Source organism: Klebsiella sp. JB_Kp031 (assembly GCF_040064295.1).
In the GTDB taxonomy this organism is placed as follows: Bacteria; Pseudomonadota; Gammaproteobacteria; order Enterobacterales; family Enterobacteriaceae; genus Klebsiella; species Klebsiella quasipneumoniae.
On record NZ_JBEAJW010000039.1, the window covers coordinates 97,842 to 117,841 of the forward strand.

Sequence of the window (20,000 nt, forward strand, 5' to 3'; positions counted from 1 at the left end):
CCCGGGGATGTGCCCTGCGCACGCGACGCTTAGCAAGGCTACGCTTTTCCGCAGCCCGGCGCAAAATAAGTCATCAACGCTGCTGCATAAACTCACGATAGGCGGCAACTACCTGCAGGAAATCCTCAATGCCGCACAGAGAGAGGCTTTCTTCATCGTAGTAGCTCATCCCCTCCTCGATTTCGTCGCCGGAAAATTCCAGCTGATTGGCGCGGATCATCACCTCTTCACCATCCAGCCACAGCGTATATTCATGTCCGGCACGCTGCCAGGAACGTTCACTGCCTTTCACGGTGCGCGCAGCCTGCTCCACTTCGTCAAGCAGAGCAAGATTGTCTTTCACCTCCTCGTTGAACCAGTGGCCAATCGCCTCGTGATCCATCGACATTCGCACCTTTACCACTCCGGTAATATCGCGCAGAAATTCGTAGTCCATCGTCTTTTCCTCTGCAAGGGCAATGCGTCACCGCTGCACTGTACCCATGGAGTAATTATCGCAGCAGACCGAAAGAAAAAAAGCGTAACAGGCAGGAGGTTTGGAAATAAAAATGCCCGGTGATGCAATGTTCACCGGGCATTGGGGAGTTTGTAGCCAAACGGTCAGCCAGGCTGACCGATTGGTTTTACACCGCGGTCTGGAAGATCACGCCGTCAGCTTTTTCAGTGTACTGATCCAGCTGGTTGAAGTTCAGATAGCGATAGGTATCTTCCGCTGTCTTATCCACCTGCGCCACGAAGGTCTGGTACTCTTCCGGCGTCGGCAGTTTACCAAGCAGAGAAGCCACCGCTGCCAGCTCGGCAGAGGCCAGATAGACGTTAGCGCCGGTACCTAAACGGTTCGGGAAGTTACGGGTAGAGGTGGAAACCACCGTCGCACCGTCGGCGACGCGCGCCTGGTTACCCATACACAGGGAACAGCCAGGGATTTCGATACGCGCCCCGCTCTTACCAAATACGCTGTAGTAACCTTCTTCGGTCAGCTGCGCGGCGTCCATACGGGTTGGCGGCGCCACCCACAGGCGAGTCGGCAACTGGCCTTTGTGGCTGTCCAGCAGCTTACCGGCGGCACGGAAGTGGCCGATGTTGGTCATGCAGGAGCCGATGAACACTTCGTCGATTTTCTCGCCCTGTACGTCAGACAGCAGGCGGGCATCGTCCGGATCGTTCGGCGCGCACAGAATCGGCTCTTTGATATCCGCCAAATCGATGTCGATTACTGCCGCGTATTCCGCGTCAGCATCGGCTTCCAGCAGCTGCGGATCCGCCAGCCATTTTTCCATACCCTGAATACGACGCTCCAGAGTGCGGCGATCGCCGTAGCCTTCGGCAATCATCCACTTCAGCAGGACGATGTTGGAGTTCAGATACTCAACGATCGGCTCTTTGTTCAGCTTGATGGTGCAACCTGCAGCAGAACGTTCAGCAGAGGCATCGGTCAGCTCGAACGCCTGCTCCACTTTCAGATCCGGCAGGCCTTCAATCTCAAGGATGCGGCCAGAGAAGATGTTTTTCTTACCTTTCTTCTCAACGGTCAGCAGGCCCTGCTTGATGGCGTACAGCGGGATAGCGTGAACCAGGTCGCGCAGCGTAATCCCCGGCTGCATTTTACCTTTGAAACGCACCAGCACCGATTCCGGCATATCCAGCGGCATCACGCCGGTCGCGGCGGCGAAGGCCACCAGACCAGAGCCCGCCGGGAAGGAGATCCCGATGGGGAAACGGGTATGGGAGTCGCCGCCGGTACCCACGGTATCCGGCAGCAGCATGCGGTTCAGCCAGGAGTGGATAACGCCATCGCCCGGACGCAGCGAGACGCCGCCGCGGTTCATAATGAAGTCCGGCAGAGTATGGTGCGTGGTGACGTCAACCGGCTTCGGATAGGCCGCGGTGTGGCAGAAGGACTGCATCACCAGGTCAGCGGAGAAGCCCAGGCACGCCAGGTCTTTCAGTTCATCACGGGTCATTGGACCGGTGGTGTCCTGAGAACCGACGGAGGTCATTTTCGGCTCGCAGTAGGCGCCCGGACGGATACCGGCAACGCCGCAGGCGCGGCCAACCATTTTCTGCGCCAGAGAGAAGCCGCGGGTGCTTTCCGCCACGTCTTTCGCCTGACGGAAGACATCGCTGTGCGGCAGACCCAGCGCTTCGCGCGCTTTGGTAGTCAAACCGCGACCAATGATCAGCGGGATACGGCCGCCGGCGCGCACTTCATCGATCAGCACATCGGTTTTCAGCTCGAAGCTGGCCAGCAGTTCGTTGGTTTCGTGGTTACGCACTTCGCCTTTGAACGGGTAAACGTCAATCACGTCGCCCATGTTCAGGTTTGACACATCCACTTCGATAGGCAGCGCGCCTGCATCTTCCATGGTGTTGAAGAAGATTGGCGCGATTTTGCCGCCCAGGCACAGGCCGCCGCCACGCTTGTTCGGCACGTTCGGGATATCGTCGCCCATAAACCACAGCACCGAGTTGGTGGCCGATTTACGTGAAGAGCCGGTCCCGACCACGTCGCCAACGTAGGCCAGCGGGTAGCCTTTCTGCTGCAGGGCTTCGATCTGTTTGATCGGGCCAACCACGCCCGGCTGATCCGGTTCAATGCCTTCGCGGGCGTTTTTCAGCATCGCCAGGGCGTGCAGCGGGATATCCGGACGCGACCAGGCATCCGGCGCCGGAGACAGGTCATCGGTGTTCGTTTCGCCAGTCACCTTAAAAACGGTAACGGTGATTTTCTCTGCCAGCTGCGGGCGGTTCAGGAACCACTCAGCGTCGGCCCAGGATTGCATGACCTGTTTTGCGTGCTCGTTACCTGCTTTCGCTTTCTCTTCCACGTCGTAGAAGTTATCGAACATCAGCAGGGTATGGGAGAGCGCTTTCGCGGCGATCGGCGCCAGTTTCGCGTCGTCCAGGGCATCGATCAGCGGGTGGATATTGTAACCGCCCTGCATGGTGCCCAGCAGTTCAACGGCTTTTTCAGGGGTAACCAGGGGGGAGGACGCTTCGCCTTTGGCGATCGCGGCAAGGAATCCAGCTTTAACATAGGCGGCTTCGTCAACGCCCGGCGGTACACGATTAATCAGCAGGTCTAACAGGAATTCTTCTTCGCCCGCAGGCGGGTTTTTCAGCAGTTCTACCAGCGCGGCCATTTGGGTTGCATCTAAGGGTTTGGCAACAATCCCCATGGCGGCACGCTCAGCTACGTGCTTACGGTATTCTTCTAGCACGACGGTTCTCCTCGCTTCTCATTGTCATAATGCGGCCTACACGTCTTCAATCAATCTGCTTCGGTATTGGCAGTTTGCCGCCTTGACGCATCTTGAAGGATTTAGTGGCTGGGCGATTTTCTTCACGCTCCTGTGAGACAGCAGTTTGTAGGGTAAATGCCCGATACCGCGTCGGCAGCATAGCAGGATTTTTGAAAGGTGTTAATCTGTTTACAAAAAAGCAACATTAAAATTTAGCTGAATCGTTAAGGGCAGGATATTGCAGGCTTTCTGTTCAAATCCCGCGACAAAAATTCCTTTCCACGTACAACGCCATGGGCCGATCCCAACAATCATCAATAAAAAGCCATACCGCTTACTTATACTCAGCAAACGCGCCGTTTTCGCCGATACTTTAGCGAGATGGGTTACTTTTTGGGTCAGGAGCTTCTATGTCACTGCCGTTCAAACCCCATATTATCGCCCTGCTCTGTAGCGCTGGTTTACTCGCGGCGGCGGGAACACTCTATGTGCAAAGCCGTACTCCAGAGACGGTCACTGAGCCGACGGCGCAGGCTGCGCCGGCACCCACTCCAGCCACACAGCCAGTCGCCGCGCAGCCGGTAGCCACCACCTACACCCAGGCGCAGATTGATCAGTGGGTTGCCCCCATCGCGCTCTATCCGGACAGTCTGCTGTCGCAGGTGCTGATGGCCTCCACCTACCCGGACAACGTCATGCAGGCGGTGCAGTGGTCCCAGGATAACCCCACCATGAAAGGGGATCCCGCCGTTCAGGCTGTTGCCAGCCAGCCGTGGGATCCCAGCGTTAAATCGCTTGTCGCTTTCCCGGCCCTGCTGGCGATGATGGGCGAGAATCCGCCCTGGGTGGAAAATCTGGGTAATGCGTTTTTGGCCCAGCCGCATGATGTGATGGACTCGGTGCAGCGTCTGCGTGCCATCGCCCAGCAGACAGGGACACTGAAATCCACGCCGCAGCAAAAAGTGATTGTCGCCGCAGCGGCGCCTGCGCCGGCCTCCACCTCGAAAAGCAGCACGGTAACAACGTCAACGACCAGCGCGACGGCGCCCGCACCGACGCAGGTCATAAAAATAGAACCGACCGATCCACAGGTGGTCTATGTTCCCAACTACAACCCCTCCACCGTCTATGGTACCTGGCCGAACAGCGCCTATCCTCCGGTCTATCTGCCGCCGCCTCCCGGGGAGCAGTTTACCGATAGCTTCGTCAAAGGCTTCGGTTACAGCCTGGGCGTGGCGACCACCTGGGCGCTGTTCAGCAGCATCGACTGGGATGATGATGATGACCACCACCATCACGATGACGACTACCACCGCGGCGATTACTCGCATAACGGCGATAACATCAATATCAATGTGAATAACTTTAACCGCATTACCGGACAAAACCTGCCGGGCGACCGCGTAAACTGGCAGCACAACCCCGCCTATCGCGGTCACGTGCCATACCCCGATAATACCCTCGCTCAGCGCTTTCATCAGACCAACGTATCCGGCGGACTGAGCGCCACCCAGCATGCGCCGGTCGATCGTGAGGCGCAGCGCCAGGCGGCGATGACCCAGCTTCAGCAGCGCAGCGCGTCGACCGCCACGGCGGGCAACCTGGCGGCAAACACCGCCTCGCGCGATGCCCAGCGTCAGGCGGCCTCGGCGCAGTTGAAACAAGCCACCCAGCGCAGCAACTACCGCGGTTACGACAGCGAGCCGACATCGACCCAGCAGCGTCGAGACGCGGCGAAAGCGCAGTTGAAAAACCCGACGCCGCAGCAACAGCAGCGTAGGGAAACCATTAAGAGCCGCGAGCAGAATACTACACCGCAGCAGCAACAGCGCCGGCAGCAGCTCCAGTCTGCCACGCCAGCCCAGCGTCAGCAGACGGTCAGTCATCTGCGCGCCAGCGCCCTTAGCGGCAACGAAAGCCGCGCCCCCTCCTGGCAAGCGCAGCAGGAACGGGGACGGCAGAGTCGTCAGTTTTCCAGCGTAAACCGCGAGCAGCGCGACGGCGCCAGAGAGCGTCTTTCTGAACACCATGAACTACGCCGCCGCTGAGGATGAGCAGAATGAGAAACCCATTACCAATTGCCCTGTTCACGTTAATGCTGTCGCCGCTTGCCGCCTTCGCCCAGCAGCAGTATGCCACCCCCGAGCAGGCCGCAAGCGCGCTGGCCGAGGCGATCGGCCAGCAAAATGACGCGGCGCTGAGTGAAGTGCTTGGCGATAACTGGCAGCATTTTTTACCCCCCGACGGGATCGACCCCACTGCCGTCGACCGCTTCCAGCGCGACTGGCAGGTGAAACATGTGATTGTGCAGCAGGGTGAAAAAGCCTGGCTCGACGTCGGTAGCGAAGCATGGCGGCTGCCAGTCCCCATTGTCAAAGCATCCCAGGGCTGGCGCTTTGATATGGCGGCTGGCGAAGAAGAGATCCTCACCCGCGCTATCGGCCGTAATGAACTGTCGGCGATAGCCGCCATGCATGCCTACGTTGACGCCCAGCAGGATTACTATCAACTGAACCACCGCTGGGCGCAGAAAATCATCAGTAGCGAAGGCAAAAAAGATGGTCTGTACTGGCCCACCTCGCCGGGCGAAGCGCCAAGTCCGCTTGGGCCAGCCTTTAGCCCGACGGTTCCCGGCAGCGGCTACCATGGCTACCGCTTCCGCATTATCACCGGTAGAGATGAACAGAGCGTCGCCTTGCTGGCGTGGCCGGTGGCGTGGGGGGAAACCGGCGTGATGAGCTTTATGATCGATCAGCACGATACCGTTTATCAGGCCAATCTCGGTGAAGAGAGCGCGGCAAAGGCCCAGGCGATAACGCGCTTTGCCCCCGACGCTGACGCCGGCTGGCAGGAGGTCAACCCATAAAAAAACGCCCGGTTACGTACACGCAACCGGGCGTTTTCATTCACTTAGCCCTGGTGGGGCATCAGCGACGGATCGCCGGCAAAGGCTGGTTTCGTACTGGACAATGCCGATTCGTCAGCGCTGATGCTGCCGGAATTCGCCGCCCATACTCCTTCACTGGTCTTGGTCACTTGCTGATGCTGAGCATTCAGATCCTGGCCCATCGCCGCAATATGGGTCGTTTCCGTACCACCGCTGTTATCCGCCCACGGAATCGTGGCGTCAGCCGCGCAGGCGACACCGGATAAGCACGCTGCTGCGACCAGCGCTGTGGTTAAAAAGCGTTTCATCACACACCTCATTGATATCGTTAACTGCCTATAAGTTTACAGAGTGACTATTTACAAAGTATGTATGAGGTGTAGCGGTTTATGAATAGCGACATAGTTCTAAACATCAGGCATAAAAAAAGCGGCTCCGGGAGCCGCTTATGCTTTTTGCCTGAAAGAAAAAGTTACTTTTTCTTCGCTTTGGCGTTCGGCAGGTCGGTGATGCTGCCTTCGAAAACTTCTGCCGCCAGGCCAACAGACTCGTGCAGAGTCGGGTGAGCGTGGATAGTCAGCGCGATGTCTTCAGCGTCACAGCCCATCTCGATAGCCAGGCCGATCTCACCCAGCAGCTCGCCGCCGTTGGTGCCGACAATCGCGCCGCCGATAACACGGTGGGTCTCTTTGTCGAAGATCAGTTTGGTCATGCCGTCTGCGCAGTCGGAAGCGATAGCACGGCCAGAAGCAGCCCACGGGAAGGTGGCGGTTTCGTAGCTGATGCCTTTCTCTTTCGCTTCTTTCTCGGTCAGACCGACCCATGCCACTTCTGGCTCGGTGTAGGCGATCGATGGGATCACTTTCGGATCGAAGTAGTGCTTCAGGCCGGAGATAACTTCTGCGGCAACGTGACCTTCGTGGACGCCTTTGTGCGCCAGCATCGGCTGACCGACGATATCGCCGATAGCAAAGATGTGCGGCACGTTGGTGCGCATTTGTTTGTCAACGCGGATGAAGCCACGATCGTCAACTTCCACGCCCGCTTTGCCTGCGTCGAGGTTTTTACCGTTCGGTACGCGGCCGATAGCCACCAGCACGGCGTCGTAACGCTGTGCTTCCGCCGGCGCTTTTTTGCCTTCCATGGAAACATAAATACCGTCTTCTTTTGCTTCAACGGCAGTCACTTTGGTTTCCAGCATCAGGTTGAATTTCTTGCTGATGCGTTTGGTGAAGACTTTCACCACATCTTTATCGGCAGCCGGGATGACCTGGTCGAACATTTCAACCACGTCGATCTCTGAACCCAGCGCATGGTATACGGTACCCATTTCCAGACCGATGATACCGCCGCCCATGACCAGCATGCGTTTCGGCACAGATTTCAGCTCCAGGGCGTCGGTGGAGTCCCATACGCGCGGATCTTCATGCGGAATAAATGGCAGTTGAATCGGACGGGAGCCCGCCGCGATGATGGCGTTGTCGAAGTTGATCACGGTTTTGCCGTTTTCGCCTTCCACTTCCAGGGTGTTAGCGCCGGTGAATTTACCCAGACCGTTAACCACCTTCACTTTACGCCCTTTGGCCATGCCAGCCAGACCACCGGTCAGCTGAGTGATGACTTTTTCTTTCCAGGTGCGGATCTTGTCAATGTCAGTTTTCGGTTCGCCGAAAACGATGCCGTGTTCGGCCAGCGCTTTCGCTTCTTCGATAACTTTTGCCACGTGCAGCAGCGCTTTAGAAGGGATACAACCCACGTTCAGGCACACCCCACCGAGGGTGCTGTAACGTTCTACGATGACGGTTTCCAGACCTAAATCAGCGCAACGGAAGGCTGCAGAGTAGCCTGCAGGACCTGCCCCAAGTACCACGACCTGAGTTTTGATTTCAGTACTCATCATGACCTCTGTAATTTATATCCGGCGGGTCTGACGCTATTATTTTTACGCCCAAGTCCACCGGGACGTTCTATCCGCGTGTATTTTACAAAATTGTTAACAATTTTTAAACAACAAACGGCAAACGATTTTGTCCTTTGTTGCTGATAATCCCAAACAGCCTGAGGTTATCAGAAAAAAGCCGGCCGTCAGGCCGGCTTTTTCAATTACATCACCAGGCGGCGAATGTCGCTCAAGGTGTTGTTGATGATGGTAATGAAGCGGGCACCATCAGCACCGTCGATGACGCGGTGGTCGAAGGACAGAGAAATCGGCAGCATCAGACGCGGCACGAACTCTTTACCATTCCATACCGGCTCCATCGCGGACTTAGACACGCCGAGGATGGCCACTTCCGGCGCATTAACAATCGGCGCGAAGTGGGTGGTACCCAGGCCGCCGATGCTGGAGATGGTGAAGCAACCGCCCTGCATTTCGCCCGCCGTCAGTTTGCCATCGCGCGCTTTCTTCGAGATGGTGGTCAGTTCACGAGACAGCTCGGTGATGCTCTTCTTGTTCACGTCTTTAAAGACCGGAACCACCAGACCGTTCGGGGTATCCACCGCCACACCGATGTTGATGTATTTCTTCAGTGTCAGACGCTGACCATCTTCGGAGAGCGAGCTGTTGAAGCGCGGCATCTGCTCAAGCGCAGCGGCCACGGCTTTCATGATGAAGACAACCGGGGTGAATTTCACGTCCAGTTTACGCTTCTCAGCTTCGGCGTTCTGCTGCTTACGGAACGCTTCCAGATCGGTGATATCGGTTTTGTCGAAGTGGGTAACGTGCGGGATCATGACCCAGTTACGGCTCAGGTTGGCACCAGAAATTTTCTGGATACGGCCCAGCTCCACTTCTTCGATTTCGCCGAACTTGCTGAAGTCAACCTTCGGCCATGGCAGCATGCCCGGGATACCGCCGCCAGCGGCAGCCGCCGGTGCGGATTCAGCACGCTTAACAGCGTCTTTCACGTAAGCCTGAACGTCTTCGCGCAGGATACGACCTTTACGGCCGGTGCCTTTCACTTTCGCCAGGTTAACGCCGAACTCGCGCGCCAGACGGCGAATCAGCGGAGTGGCGTGGACGTAAGCGTCGTTTTCAGCGAATTCGGTTTGACCTTCCGCTTTCGCAGCCGGTGCCGCGGCAGGCTTAGCGGCCTGAGCCGGAGCTGCAGCCGGTGCCGGCGCAGCCGCTTGAGCCGGTGCGGCGGCAGGCGCAGCGCCTTCCACTTCGAAGACCATGATCAGGGAGCCGGTTTTGACTTTATCGCCGGTGCTGATTTTGATCTCTTTGACGGTGCCCGCGAACGGCGCCGGCACTTCCATAGACGCTTTGTCGCCTTCGACGGTGATCAGGGACTGCTCAGCAGCCACTTTATCGCCGACTTTTACCATCACTTCGGTCACTTCAACTTCGTCGCCGCCGATGTCCGGTACGTTAACGTCTTTCGCACCGCCAGCCGCAGCTGGAGCAGCCGCCGCCGGAGCAGCAGTCTGAGCAGGTGCGGCAGCAGGCGCAGCGCCCGCCACTTCGAAGATCATGATCAGGGAGCCGGTGGACACTTTATCGCCGGTGTTGATCTTGATCTCTTTCACGGTACCCGCGAACGGCGCCGGCACTTCCATCGAGGCTTTATCGCCTTCGACGGTGATCAGAGACTGCTCAGCCGCAACGGTATCGCCCACTTTCACCAGAATTTCAGTGACTTCAACTTCGTCACCGCCGATGTCCGGCACATTCACTTCTTTCGCTGCCGCGGCAGCTGCTGGAGCAGCGGCGGCCGGAGCGGCTTCTTTCTTCTCTTCCTGCGCAGGTGCAGCGGCTGCTGCACCCTCGGCGGAATCGAAAATCATAATCAGTTTGCCAGTCTCGGTTTTGTCGCCGACGGAGACTTTAATCTCTTTCACGACGCCAGCCTGCGGAGACGGGACTTCCATAGAGGCTTTATCGCCTTCTACGGTGATCAGCGACTGTTCAGCTTCAACTTTGTCGCCCACTTTGACCAGAATCTCGGTGATTTCAACTTCATCAGCCCCGATGTCCGGTACTTTGATTTCGATAGCCATTATTCTTTTACCTCTTACGCCAGACGCGGGTTAACTTTTTCTGCATCGATGTTGAATTTGGTAATTGCGTCCGCAACCACTTTCTTATCGATTTCACCACGTTTAGCCAGTTCGCCCAGCGCTGCAACGACCACATAGGAAGCATCGACTTCGAAGTGGTGACGCAGGTTTTCACGGCTGTCGGAACGACCGAAGCCATCGGTACCCAGTACGCGGTAATCGTCAGCCGGTACGTAGGTACGAACCTGCTCGGCGAACAGTTTCATATAGTCAGTGGATGCCACTGCCGGAGCGTCGTTCATCACCTGAGCGATGTACGGCACGCGCGGTGTTTCCAGCGGGTGCAGCATGTTCCAGCGTTCGCAATCCTGGCCATCACGCGCCAGTTCGGTGAAGGAGGTGACGCTGTACACGTCAGAGCCCACGCCGTAGTCTTTCGCCAGGATCTGCGCTGCTTCACGGACGTGACGCAGGATAGAACCGGAGCCCAGCAGCTGAACTTTACCTTTGCTACCTTCGATGGTTTCGAGTTTGTAGATACCTTTGCGGATACCTTCCTCGGCGCCTTCCGGCATGGCCGGCATGTGGTAGTTTTCGTTCAGGGTAGTGATGTAGTAGTAAACGTTCTCTTGTTTCTCACCGTACATACGCTCCAGGCCGTCATGCATGATGACCGCCACTTCGTAGGCGTAGGAGGGATCGTAAGAGATACAGTTCGGGATAGTCAGAGACTGAATATGGCTGTGGCCATCTTCGTGCTGCAGACCTTCGCCGTTCAGCGTCGTACGACCGGAAGTACCACCAATCAGGAAGCCGCGAGCCTGCTGGTCGCCAGCCTGCCAGCACAGGTCACCGATACGCTGGAACCCGAACATCGAGTAGTAGATGTAGAACGGGATCATCGGCAGGTTGTTGGTGCTGTAAGAGGTCGCCGCAGCCAGCCAGGATGCGCCTGCGCCCAGCTCGTTGATCCCTTCCTGCAGGATCTGACCTTTCTCGTCTTCTTTGTAGTATGCAACCTGCTCACGGTCCTGCGGGGTGTACTGCTGGCCGTTCGGGCTGTAGATACCGATCTGACGGAACAGACCTTCCATACCGAAAGTACGCGCTTCGTCGGCGATGATCGGCACGAGGCGGTCTTTGATGGATTTGTTCTTCAGCATCACGTTCAGGGCACGAACGAACGCGATAGTGGTAGAGATCTCTTTATTCTGCTCTTCCAGCAGCGGGCGGAAATCTTCCAGCGTCGGCAGCTCCAGCTTCTCAGTGAAGTTCGGCTGACGGCTCGGCAGATAGCCGTGCAGTTTCTGACGCTGAGCGTGCAGATAGGTGTGCTCTTCGGAACCTTCCGGGAAGGTGACGTACGGCAGTTTTTCCAGATCGGCATCGGCAACCGGCACGTTGAAACGATCGCGGACGTAGCGAACGCCGTCCATGTTCATTTTCTTAACCTGGTGAGCGATGTTCTTACCTTCAGCAGTGTCACCCATGCCGTAACCTTTGATGGTATGGGCGAGGATAACGGTCGCTTTGCCTTTGGTTTCCTGCGCTTTTTTCAGAGCAGCATAAACTTTCTTCGGATCGTGGCCACCGCGGTTCAGGGCCCAAATCTGCTCGTCAGTCCAGTCGGCAACCAGCGCAGCGGTCTCCGGATATTTACCGAAGAAGTGCTCGCGCACATAAGCGCCGTCTTTGGATTTAAAGGTCTGGTAATCGCCGTCAACGGTTTCTTCCATCAGCTGAATCAGCTTACCGCTGGTGTCTTTACGCAGCAGCTCATCCCAACGACCGCCCCAGATAACCTTGATAACGTTCCAGCCAGCGCCCGCGAAGATGCCTTCCAGTTCGTTAATGATTTTGCCGTTACCGGTGACCGGACCGTCAAGACGCTGCAGGTTACAGTTGATAACGAACACCAGGTTGTCGAGCTTCTCACGGGTCGCGATGGTGATCGCGCCTTTAGATTCCGGCTCGTCCATCTCACCGTCGCCCAGGAACGCGTAAACGGTTTGTTTGGAGGTGTCTTTCAGACCACGGTGTTCCAGATATTTCAGGAATTTAGCCTGATAAATCGCCCCGATTGGGCCCAGGCCCATAGAAACGGTCGGGAACTGCCAGAATTCCGGCATCAGTTTCGGGTGCGGATAAGAGGACAGACCTTTACCGTGAACTTCCTGACGGAAGTTGTTCATCTGCTCTTCAGTCAGACGACCTTCCAGGAACGCACGCGCATAAACGCCCGGAGAGATGTGACCCTGGAAGTACACCAGGTCGCCGCCATCCTGCTCATTGCGTGCGCGGAAGAAGTGGTTGAAGCACACTTCGTAGAAGGTTGCGGAAGACTGGAAAGAAGCCATGTGGCCGCCCAGTTCGAGATCTTTTTTCGATGCGCGCAGAACGGTCATGATGGCGTTCCAGCGGATCGCAGAACGGATACGACGTTCCAGATCCAGATTACCCGGATATTCCGGCTCATCTTCAACGGCAATAGTGTTGACGTAACCGCCGGTCGATGCGCCAGCAGCCACTTTCACCCCGCCTTTGCGGGCTTCAGAAAGGAGTTGGTCAATAAGATACTGAGCGCGCTCAACACCTTCTTCACGGATGACCGATTCGATCGCCTGTAGCCAGTCGCGAGTTTCGATCGGATCCACGTCATTTGGTAAACGTTCTGACATGGGGGGTATTCCTTATCTATCTAATCGTTGATTAATCTGGAACCTGTCCCATTGAACTCTTCGTTCTTCACCGTTGAACAACCAAAAATTCAATAAGACAGGTTCTGCGTTTAGTTGCCGCGCTCTAAAAATGGCGCTTAAGAACCGGAGTTCTCGTCCTTTCGTTGCTGTAAACGACGCAGCGAGCGTTCTCTACGACTCTGCTCACGGCTACGGTCCAGCAAAATTTCCTCAATGAACGCCAGGTGACGGTGCGACGCCTCACGCGCCTGCTCCGGCTCCCCGGCCATTATCGCCTCGAAAATGCGAGTGCGATGGTTGCTGACCAACGGGAGCATTTCCCGGCGGGCATACAGCAATTCAAAGTTCTGACGCACGTTTTGCGCCAGCATCGGCTCCATACACCTTAGCAGATGGAGCAAAACCACATTGTGTGCCGCCTCGGTGACGGCGATTTGGTACTGGACGACGGCGCCGGACTCAGCGTCCAGATCGCCCGACTGCTGAGCCCGCTCAATAGCCTGATGCAGCTCGCGGATACGGTCGCGATCTTCATCATTGCTGCGCAGCGCCGCGTAATAGGCCGCGATGCCTTCCAGCGCGTGACGGGTCTCAAGCAAATCGAATTGGGATTCAGGGTGATCGGACAGCAGCTCAACCAGCGGATCGCTGAAGCTCTGCCACAGGCGGCTCTGAACAAACGTTCCACCTCCCTGACGACGAAGCAACAGGCCCTTGGCTTCGAGGCGTTGAATCGCCTCACGCAGCGAGGGGCGGGAAACGTCGAACTGTTTAGCCAGTTCGCGTTCAGGCGGGAGTTTTTCACCGGGGCGCAAGGTCCCCTCAAGGATCAGAAACTCCAGCTGCTGCTCTATCACATCGGATAATTTTGGTTGGCGGATTTTGCTGTAGGCCATATTCCCTGTCTCTGCCATTAGCCCGGAGTCAATTGGTCTTACCAATTTAAAGTTCGTAGCGCTAAAGTAACAAAGTATTCACCTTCTGTCCATACAGGTTTTGATTGAAATCAGTAAACGACGGACATTTTAACAACCTTACAGAAATAACATTTCAGAAATGTAACCTTGCACAAATGTTACGTTTACTCATAAAGAGGTAGCATTAACTTAATGGAAACGAAAAATTACGCTATCTGAACCGATTCAACGACCCAATAAATGAATATAAAGACAATATCATTGAATAAATAATCAGAAAGAAGCAATGCGCCGGAATAATACAGAATGTGTCTATTGATGTCTTTTTAGACACATGGTCATCATCCCTTCATAAAGCAGGTGCATTCAAACGCGCTTACCACTATTCTCCCTGAGACGAAAGGCCTTTTTCTTAATTACCGCACCGCCTTCCGTAAACAAAACAATACAGAAACGGAAGTCGTTAAATACACAAACACAACAATATGTGCGCGCCATCACTCAGGTAAAAAGTGGGCCACGTCGCCCAAATTTTCGCTGGCTATGCTTTCAGGCAGGGACAGCAGTGAAGCAGCAACCTGACGGATGACGTACACAAAAAATAACCACACACGAGGTTTCATATGGAAGGTCAACAGCACGGCGATCGGCTGAAGCGCGGCCTGAAAAACCGTCACATTCAGCTCATCGCGCTGGGCGGGGCTATCGGCACCGGCCTGTTTCTGGGGAGCGCGTCCGTCATTCAGTCCGCCGGCCCGGGTATCATTCTTGGTTACGCGATTGCCGGTTTTATCGCCTTTCTGATCATGCGTCAGCTGGGCGAAATGGTGGTAGAAGAGCCGGTAGCCGGTTCGTTTAGCCACTTTGCTTATAAATACTGGGGCGGCTTTGCCGGCTTCGCCTCCGGCTGGAACTACTGGGTACTGTATGTCCTGGTGGCCATGGCGGAACTCACTGCCGTCGGCAAATATATCCAGTTCTGGTGGCCGGAAATCCCAACCTGGGCCTCAGCGGCGGTCTTCTTCATCGCCATCAACGCCATTAACCTGACCAACGTGAAAGTGTTCGGGGAAATGGAGTTCTGGTTTGCCATTATCAAAGTGGTCGCCGTTGTGGCGATGATTTTGTTCGGCGGCTGGCTGCTGTTCAGCGGCAACGGCGGCCCGCAGGCGACGGTACGTAACCTCTGGGATCAAGGCGGGTTCCTGCCGCACGGCTTTACCGGGCTGGTAATGATGATGGCGATCATCATGTTCTCCTTCGGCGGTCTGGAGCTGGTGGGTATCACCGCGGCGGAAGCGGATAACCCGGAGCAAAGCATCCCGAAAGCCACTAACCAGGTTATCTACCGTATCCTGATCTTCTATGTTGGCTCGCTGGCGGTCCTGCTCTCGCTTCTGCCGTGGACGCGTGTGACTGCGGACACCAGTCCGTTCGTCCTGATTTTCCATGAGCTTGGCGATACGCTGGTGGCAAACGCCCTCAACGTAGTGGTGCTGACGGCGGCCCTGTCGGTGTATAACAGCTGTGTCTACTGCAACAGCCGTATGCTGTTCGGTCTTGCCCAGCAGGGGAACGCACCGAAAGCGCTGCTCAGCGTCGACAAACGCGGCGTGCCGGTGAATACCATTCTCGTCTCCGCCGTGGTCACCGCCCTGTGTGTGCTGATCAACTACCTGGCGCCGGAATCCGCATTTGGCCTGCTGATGGCGCTGGTAGTCTCCGCCCTGGTGATCAACTGGGCGATGATCAGCCTCGCGCATATCAAATTCCGTCGCGCCAAACAGCAGCAGGGCGTCACCACTCGCTTCCCCGCCCTCTTCTACCCGCTGGGTAACTGGGTGTGCCTGCTGTTTATGGCCGCGGTGCTGATCATTATGCTGATGACCCCGGGGATGGCGATTTCCGTTTGGCTGATCCCGGTATGGATCGCCGTGCTGGGCGTGGGCTATCTGTTTAAACAGAAAGCCGCCGCCACCATAAAAGCACAATAATACATCTCATCAATAATTCTCTTTGCTCTGCGCCCCTCCCTGAATGACGGGCGCAGAGCATTGTTATCTGCTTCACACTTTCCCCTCCATAGCTTTTTTATCCATATCGTCAACGCGTTCCTGCAACGTAATTCTCTCGATAGCAGCCAATAATTCTCTCCATACTGCAACGGAGAGACCGCACATGGCAGACAATAGACTTTCAATAAAAGAAAAGATTGGTTATGGGATGGGGGATGCCGGATGCAATATCATCTTTGGCGCCATCATGCTGTTTGTTAACTATTTTTATACCGATATTTTCGGTCTGGCGCCGGCGCTGGTGGGCGTACTGCTGCTGTCGGTGCGCGTCATCGATGCGGTGACCGACCCGATCATGGGCGCCCTCGCCGACCGCACCCGCAGTAAATATGGCCGCTTTCGTCCATGGCTGCTGTGGATTGCTTTCCCCTACGCCCTGTTCAGCGTCCTGATGTTCACCACTCCTGAGTGGACCTATAACAGCAAAGTCATCTATGCGTTTGTCACCTACTTTCTGCTGTCGATTACCTATACCGCGATTAACATCCCCTACTGCTCGCTGGGAACGGTGATGACCGCCGATCCGAAAGAGCGCGTTGCCTGCCAGTCTTATCGTTTCGTGATGGTGGGTATCGCCACGCTGTTGCTGTCATTAACGCTGCTGCCAATGGCCGACTGGTTCGGCGGCGCCGATAAAGCGAAGGGCTATCAGATGGCGATGACCGTGCTGGCCTTCATCGGCATGTGTATGTTCCTGTTCTGCTTCGCTACCGTACGCGAACGCATCCACCCGGCGGTACAGACCAATGATGAACTGAAAAAAGATCTCAAAGATGTGTGGAAAAATGACCAGTGGGTACGCATCCTGTTGCTCACGCTGTGCAACGTCTGTCCGGGCTTTATCCGCATGGCCGCCACCATGTACTACGTCACCTGGGTAATGGGGCAAAGCACCCATTTTGCCACTCTGTTTATCAGCCTCGGCGTGGTCGGGATGATGATTGGCAGCATGCTGGCAAAAGTCCTCACCGACCGCTGGTGCAAACTGCAGGTCTTCTTCTGGACCAATATCGTGCTGGCGATCTTCTCCTGCGCCTTCTATTTCTTTAATCCGCACGCCACCACGCTGATTATGGTGCTCTACTTCCTGCTCAACATCCTGCATCAAATTCCCTCCCCGCTGCACTGGTCGCTGATGTCCGATGTTGACGACTACGGCGAGTGGAAAACCGGCAAGCGCATCACCGGCATTAGCTTCTCCGGCAATCTGTTCTTCCTCAAAGTCGGCCTGGCGGTCGCCGGGGCGATGGTCGGATTCCTGTTGTCATGGTACGGCTACGACTCTGGCGCCAAAGCGCAAAGCGCCTCCGCCCTCAACGGCATCGTGCTGCTGTTCTCGGTTATCCCCGGCGTCGGCTACCTGATCACCGCCGGCGTGGTGCGCCTGCTGAAGGTTGACCGTACCCTGATGCGCCAGATCCAGAGCGATTTAGAGAAGCGCCGCAGCAACTACAGCGAGCTGAACGAATACCAGGAACTGAAAACCAGTGAACACGTAAGGAAAGCCTGATGAACAACTGGCCAAACCCCTTTATTGAACAGCGCGCAGATCCCTTTATTCTGCGCCACCTTAATCACTACTACTTTATTGCCTCGGTGCCGGAATACGACCGGCTGGAGATCCGGCGCGCGGCGACCCTTGAAGGATTACGCGATGCGGAGCCGGTAGTGGTCTGGCGCGCACCGCAAAGCGGGCCGATGAGCCAGCTGATTTGGGCGCCGGAGCTACATGAGATAGACGGGAAGTGGTATATCTATTTTGCCGCCACCCATACCCACGATCTGGATGCGCTGGGCATGTTCCAGCATCGTATGTTCGTGATCGAGTGCGCCGACAACGATCCGCTGACCGGCCGCTGGCAGGAAAAAGGCCAGGTGGTCACGCCTTTCGATACCTTCGCCCTCGATGCCACCACTTTTACCCATCAGAGGAAATGCTGGTATCTGTGGGCGCAAAAATCCCCGCATATCGAAGGCAACTCAAACCTGTATCTCGCCGAAATGGCTAACCCGTGGACGTTAAAAGGCGAGCCGGTCATGCTGAGCAAGCCGGAGTTCGACTGGGAGTGCCGGGGATTTAAGGTCAACGAAGGGCCTGCGGTACTGATGCATGGCGATAAGCTATTTATCAGCTATTCCGCCAGCGCCACCGATGAAAACTACTGCATGGGGTTGTTATGGATCGACCGGCAGGCCGATCCGCTGCAGCCGGCAAACTGGCATAAAGCTCCGCAGCCGGTGTTCCGCACCAGCTATGAAAACCGCCAGTATGGCCCAGGTCATAATAGTTTTACCCAAACGCCGGAAGGGGAAGATGTGCTGGTGTATCACGCGCGGAATTACACTGAGATAGAAGGCGACCCGCTGTATGATCCCAATCGCCATACGCGGTTAAAGCTGGTCAGCTGGCGGGAAGACGGGATGCCCGACTTCGGTATTCCACCGGCGGATACGCTGTAGCGGTTCGGAATGTTACCCGCTGGCGCGGGTTCTCCAGGCCGGGTCAGGCGAAGCCGCCACCCGGCAACATGACCAGCACGGCGTCTGATATATCGCCCGGCGGCGCTGTTGCTTGCCGGGCCTACGTGACGTGAGCCTGCGGGTGACTCGCCAGGCCGGATAAGCGCAGCGCCATCAGGCAACAAAAGCCCCGCAGGTACGTACATCGTGGCAGGCAGCGCGCGGGCTCAGGCCGTTAAACCAGGGTACCGTAAATCGTCAGCAGCGCCATAATCACCACTACCACCAGCGAAGTCTTCTTAGCCATCGATACCGCAGCCTTCGGCGTCGCTACTTTATCCACGTGCGGTTCACGAGCCAGGGAATACTGCGCCAGGCGGGTCAATACCTGATACTGCGACGAATGGCGGTCGCCTAACGATGCAAACCACGCAGGGAGCGCTTTCTCTCCATGCCCCACCAGAGCATAGACAACCCCCACCAGACGCACCGGCAGCCAGTCCACAATATGCAGGATACCATCGATTCCGGACTGCAAACGATGATGCGGCGTCTGGTAGCGCGCCAGCCACGTCTGCCAGGCACGCAGGACGCTATAGGCGATAAGCGTCAGCGGCCCCCACGCCCCACCGACCACAAACCAGAAGAGTGGCGCCAGGTAGTAACGATAGTTAATCCATAGCAGCGCATTTTGCAGTTCGCTAAGGTACTCGCGCTCATCACAGCCCGGGGGGACGCCGTGTATCAACGTCAGCTCGCTGGCCATCGCATCGCAGGCGCGGCTGTCATTGCGCGACGCCGCTTTCAGATAGGCATGATAGTGCAGCCGAACCTTACCGGCGCCGATGCACAGCAGGCCTAGCAAAATCCAGAACACCAGCAGCGGTACGTTGAACAGCTGCCCCTGCAGCAAGCGCTGAATAATGTAGACCACCGCGACGGCGACCAGGGTCATCAGCAGCGTTCCCGGCAACGAGAAATGTTTTATCCGGCGGAACGCCACCTCCAGCCGATGATCAAGCTGCCAGTGTTCGCCCAGTTTAAACAGGCGTTCAGCGATAAGCACCAGCAGCGTAGTAAACAGCGTCATGAGGTCTCCTTTTCGGACGGCGCGCTGAGCAGCGCACGAAATTTTTTCCAGTCAAAGGCCGGTCCCGGGTCCGTCTTGCGAACGGGCGCGATATCGCTATGGCCCGTGATGTTTGCGGCGATGGCAGGATAAATCGTGATAAGCAGATCCGTCACCGCCGCCAGCTGCTGGTACTGCGCTTCGGTATACGCCAGGGTATCCGTGCCTTCCAGCTCTATGCCGATGGAAAAGTCATTGCAGCGTTCACGCCCCTGATAGCTGGAGACACCCGCATGCCATGCACGCTTATCGAAAGGCACATACTGCACGATTTCACCATCACGGCGAATCAGACAATGCGCCGAAACGCGCAGATGAGCGATCTCGGCAAAGAAAGGATGCGCGTGAGGATCCAGGGTGCCGGTGAACAGCGCGTCAATCCATGGACCACCAAATTCACCTGGCGGCAGGCTGATATTATGCACCACCAATAAGGAAGGGGCCTCTTCATCCGGACGGCAGTCATGGTGCGGCGAGGGAACCCGCCGCGCGCCGACCAGCCATCCCTCGTTCAACTGCATGCGGGATCTCCTTTCGCGAACTCATGCTTCCGGGCCACACGCCGGCCCAAAGGATGAAGTGTGTATGG

14 protein-coding genes are annotated in these 20,000 nt (G+C 56.4%); 5 read left to right on the forward strand and 9 right to left on the reverse strand.

The window, feature by feature from the left end; genetic code table 11:
• Window positions 1-73 precede the first annotated feature (73 nt).
• Window positions 74-436, reverse strand: coding sequence for a protein YacL (yacL, locus tag ABLV64_RS19045; protein WP_023319739.1), 363 nt, complete (start codon window positions 434-436; stop codon window positions 74-76).
• A 187-nt stretch (window positions 437-623) separates the two neighbouring features.
• Window positions 624-3,221: a bifunctional aconitate hydratase 2/2-methylisocitrate dehydratase gene (gene acnB / locus ABLV64_RS19050; RefSeq protein WP_017901168.1), complete on the reverse strand. Its 2,598-nt coding sequence runs from the start codon at window positions 3,219-3,221 to the stop codon at window positions 624-626.
• Between the two features lie 431 nt (window positions 3,222-3,652).
• Between acnB and ABLV64_RS19055 the strand changes: the two genes are divergently transcribed.
• The gene (locus ABLV64_RS19055; protein ID WP_348842989.1) at window positions 3,653-5,290 is read left to right on the forward strand and encodes a DUF3300 domain-containing protein; all 1,638 of its coding nucleotides are present in this window, start codon (window positions 3,653-3,655) and stop codon (window positions 5,288-5,290) included.
• 11 nt (window positions 5,291-5,301) lie between these two features.
• Window positions 5,302-6,108: a DUF2950 family protein gene (locus ABLV64_RS19060; RefSeq protein WP_062914376.1), complete on the forward strand. Its 807-nt coding sequence runs from the start codon at window positions 5,302-5,304 to the stop codon at window positions 6,106-6,108.
• Between the two features lie 44 nt (window positions 6,109-6,152).
• On the opposite strand, the gene ABLV64_RS19065 is transcribed toward ABLV64_RS19060, so the two are convergent.
• The 5 genes from ABLV64_RS19065 to pdhR form a co-directional block, all read right to left on the reverse strand.
• Window positions 6,153-6,437 carry a hypothetical protein gene (locus ABLV64_RS19065; protein ID WP_004204367.1) on the reverse strand — a complete coding sequence of 95 codons (285 nt, stop codon included), beginning with the start codon at window positions 6,435-6,437 and terminating at the stop codon, window positions 6,153-6,155.
• Window positions 6,438-6,601: 164 nt separating this feature from the next.
• On the reverse strand, window positions 6,602-8,026 hold the full coding sequence (gene lpdA / locus ABLV64_RS19070) for a dihydrolipoyl dehydrogenase (protein ID WP_002888731.1): 1,425 nt from the start codon (window positions 8,024-8,026) through the stop codon (window positions 6,602-6,604).
• 206 nt (window positions 8,027-8,232) lie between these two features.
• Window positions 8,233-10,131 (reverse strand): pyruvate dehydrogenase complex dihydrolipoyllysine-residue acetyltransferase, encoded by a 1,899-nt coding sequence (aceF, locus tag ABLV64_RS19075; protein ID WP_348842991.1) that lies wholly within the window; start codon window positions 10,129-10,131, stop codon window positions 8,233-8,235.
• 14 nt (window positions 10,132-10,145) lie between these two features.
• A complete protein-coding gene (aceE, locus tag ABLV64_RS19080; RefSeq protein ID WP_004204365.1) occupies window positions 10,146-12,809 on the reverse strand; it encodes a pyruvate dehydrogenase (acetyl-transferring), homodimeric type in 2,664 nt (887 codons plus the stop codon).
• Between the two features lie 137 nt (window positions 12,810-12,946).
• Window positions 12,947-13,726, reverse strand: a complete 780-nt coding sequence (gene pdhR / locus ABLV64_RS19085; RefSeq protein WP_002888699.1) for a pyruvate dehydrogenase complex transcriptional repressor PdhR — start codon at window positions 13,724-13,726, stop codon at window positions 12,947-12,949.
• Between the two features lie 644 nt (window positions 13,727-14,370).
• Here pdhR and aroP point away from each other — a divergent pair.
• The 3 genes from aroP to ABLV64_RS19100 all read left to right on the forward strand — a co-directional run bounded on the left by aroP (window position 14,371) and on the right by ABLV64_RS19100 (window position 18,282).
• The gene (aroP, locus tag ABLV64_RS19090; protein WP_004204364.1) at window positions 14,371-15,741 is read left to right on the forward strand and encodes an aromatic amino acid transporter AroP; all 1,371 of its coding nucleotides are present in this window, start codon (window positions 14,371-14,373) and stop codon (window positions 15,739-15,741) included.
• Window positions 15,742-15,925: 184 nt separating this feature from the next.
• Window positions 15,926-17,332, forward strand: coding sequence for an MFS transporter (locus ABLV64_RS19095; RefSeq protein ID WP_062914375.1), 1,407 nt, complete (start codon window positions 15,926-15,928; stop codon window positions 17,330-17,332).
• Window positions 17,332-18,282 carry a family 43 glycosylhydrolase gene (locus tag ABLV64_RS19100; protein ID WP_069135388.1) on the forward strand — a complete coding sequence of 317 codons (951 nt, stop codon included), beginning with the start codon at window positions 17,332-17,334 and terminating at the stop codon, window positions 18,280-18,282. The genes ABLV64_RS19095 and ABLV64_RS19100 overlap by 1 nt, the downstream gene beginning before the upstream one ends.
• 235 nt (window positions 18,283-18,517) lie before the next feature.
• Here ABLV64_RS19100 and ampE read toward each other — a convergent pair whose 3' ends face one another.
• Window positions 18,518-19,372, reverse strand: a complete 855-nt coding sequence (ampE, locus tag ABLV64_RS19105) for a beta-lactamase regulator AmpE (protein ID WP_004204361.1) — start codon at window positions 19,370-19,372, stop codon at window positions 18,518-18,520.
• On the reverse strand, window positions 19,369-19,932 hold the full coding sequence (gene ampD, locus ABLV64_RS19110; protein ID WP_069734364.1) for a 1,6-anhydro-N-acetylmuramyl-L-alanine amidase AmpD: 564 nt from the start codon (window positions 19,930-19,932) through the stop codon (window positions 19,369-19,371). The genes ampE and ampD overlap by 4 nt, the downstream gene beginning before the upstream one ends.
• Between the last annotated feature and the right edge of the window lie 68 nt (window positions 19,933-20,000).

What these genes read in the sequence shown, in the direction of transcription:
- pdhR (WP_002888699.1), bottom strand. Translation starts at nt 13,726, where the DNA reads ATGGCCTACAGCAAAATCCGCCAACCAAAATTATCCGATGTGATAGAG.
- yacL (WP_023319739.1), bottom strand. Translation starts at nt 436, where the DNA reads ATGGACTACGAATTTCTGCGCGATATTACCGGAGTGGTAAAGGTGCGA.
- ABLV64_RS19065 (WP_004204367.1), bottom strand. Translation starts at nt 6,437, where the DNA reads ATGAAACGCTTTTTAACCACAGCGCTGGTCGCAGCAGCGTGCTTATCC.
- ABLV64_RS19060 (WP_062914376.1), top strand. Translation starts at nt 5,302, where the DNA reads ATGAGAAACCCATTACCAATTGCCCTGTTCACGTTAATGCTGTCGCCG.
- ampD (WP_069734364.1), bottom strand. Translation starts at nt 19,932, where the DNA reads ATGCAGTTGAACGAGGGATGGCTGGTCGGCGCGCGGCGGGTTCCCTCG.
- aroP (WP_004204364.1), top strand. Translation starts at nt 14,371, where the DNA reads ATGGAAGGTCAACAGCACGGCGATCGGCTGAAGCGCGGCCTGAAAAAC.
- ampE (WP_004204361.1), bottom strand. Translation starts at nt 19,372, where the DNA reads ATGACGCTGTTTACTACGCTGCTGGTGCTTATCGCTGAACGCCTGTTT.
- lpdA (WP_002888731.1), bottom strand. Translation starts at nt 8,026, where the DNA reads ATGAGTACTGAAATCAAAACTCAGGTCGTGGTACTTGGGGCAGGTCCT.
- aceF (WP_348842991.1), bottom strand. Translation starts at nt 10,131, where the DNA reads ATGGCTATCGAAATCAAAGTACCGGACATCGGGGCTGATGAAGTTGAA.
- ABLV64_RS19100 (WP_069135388.1), top strand. Translation starts at nt 17,332, where the DNA reads ATGAACAACTGGCCAAACCCCTTTATTGAACAGCGCGCAGATCCCTTT.
- ABLV64_RS19055 (WP_348842989.1), top strand. Translation starts at nt 3,653, where the DNA reads ATGTCACTGCCGTTCAAACCCCATATTATCGCCCTGCTCTGTAGCGCT.
- aceE (WP_004204365.1), bottom strand. Translation starts at nt 12,809, where the DNA reads ATGTCAGAACGTTTACCAAATGACGTGGATCCGATCGAAACTCGCGAC.
- ABLV64_RS19095 (WP_062914375.1), top strand. Translation starts at nt 15,926, where the DNA reads ATGGCAGACAATAGACTTTCAATAAAAGAAAAGATTGGTTATGGGATG.